General features: G+C 73.9%; 1 protein-coding gene and 1 pseudogene. Both read left to right on the top strand.

Annotated features, from left to right (window positions below; genetic code table 11):
• Positions 1 to 214, top strand: a pseudogene (locus PKF00_RS44445) (hypothetical protein); the annotation flags it as partial.
• On the top strand, positions 211 to 502 hold a 292-nt coding region (locus tag PKF00_RS44440; RefSeq protein WP_271223825.1), incomplete at its 3' end, for a formylglycine-generating enzyme family protein. The pseudogene PKF00_RS44445 and the gene PKF00_RS44440, both read left to right, overlap by 4 nt.

Below are 502 nucleotides of genomic sequence, written 5' to 3'. Positions count from 1 at the left end.
GCCGGCCGGCGCCGCCGAGGCCGCGACCGCCAGCGGCACGGGCGCCCTCGTGCTGACCCATGTCGTGCCGCCGGTGCCGTCGCGGCTGATGGAGCCGGCTTTCCTGCGCGAGGCGCGGGCGCGGTTTGACGGGCCGGTGCGCCTGGCCCGCGACGGCGATGTGATCCGGCTGCCGGCCGGGTCGGATGCCGTGGAGTTCGCGCATTGGCGATGATCTCCCGCCTGCCGCCAGTCCTGGGCCTGGCCTGTGTGTTGGCTTGTGTGCTGGCGGGATGCGGCGCGGGTGGCTCCTCCGCGCCCGCGCCGCACGCCGAAGCCTGTCGCCCGGTGACACCGGGCGAGCGCGTCGCCATTCCGGCCGGGGCGTATGTGATCGGCGGGCCGGTGCGCAATCCGGAGGAACGGCCCGAGCGGACCGTCACCACGCCCGGTTTCGATATCGACGCGCACGAGGTCACCAATGCCCAGTTCGCGGCTTTCGTGGCGGCAACGGGCTATGTCA

The sequence above is a fragment of the Streptosporangium carneum genome (assembly GCF_027922005.1).
Classification (GTDB): domain Bacteria; phylum Actinomycetota; class Actinomycetes; order Streptosporangiales; family Streptosporangiaceae; genus Streptosporangium; species Streptosporangium carneum.
This window is presented reverse-complemented; position numbering and strand designations above follow the sequence as displayed.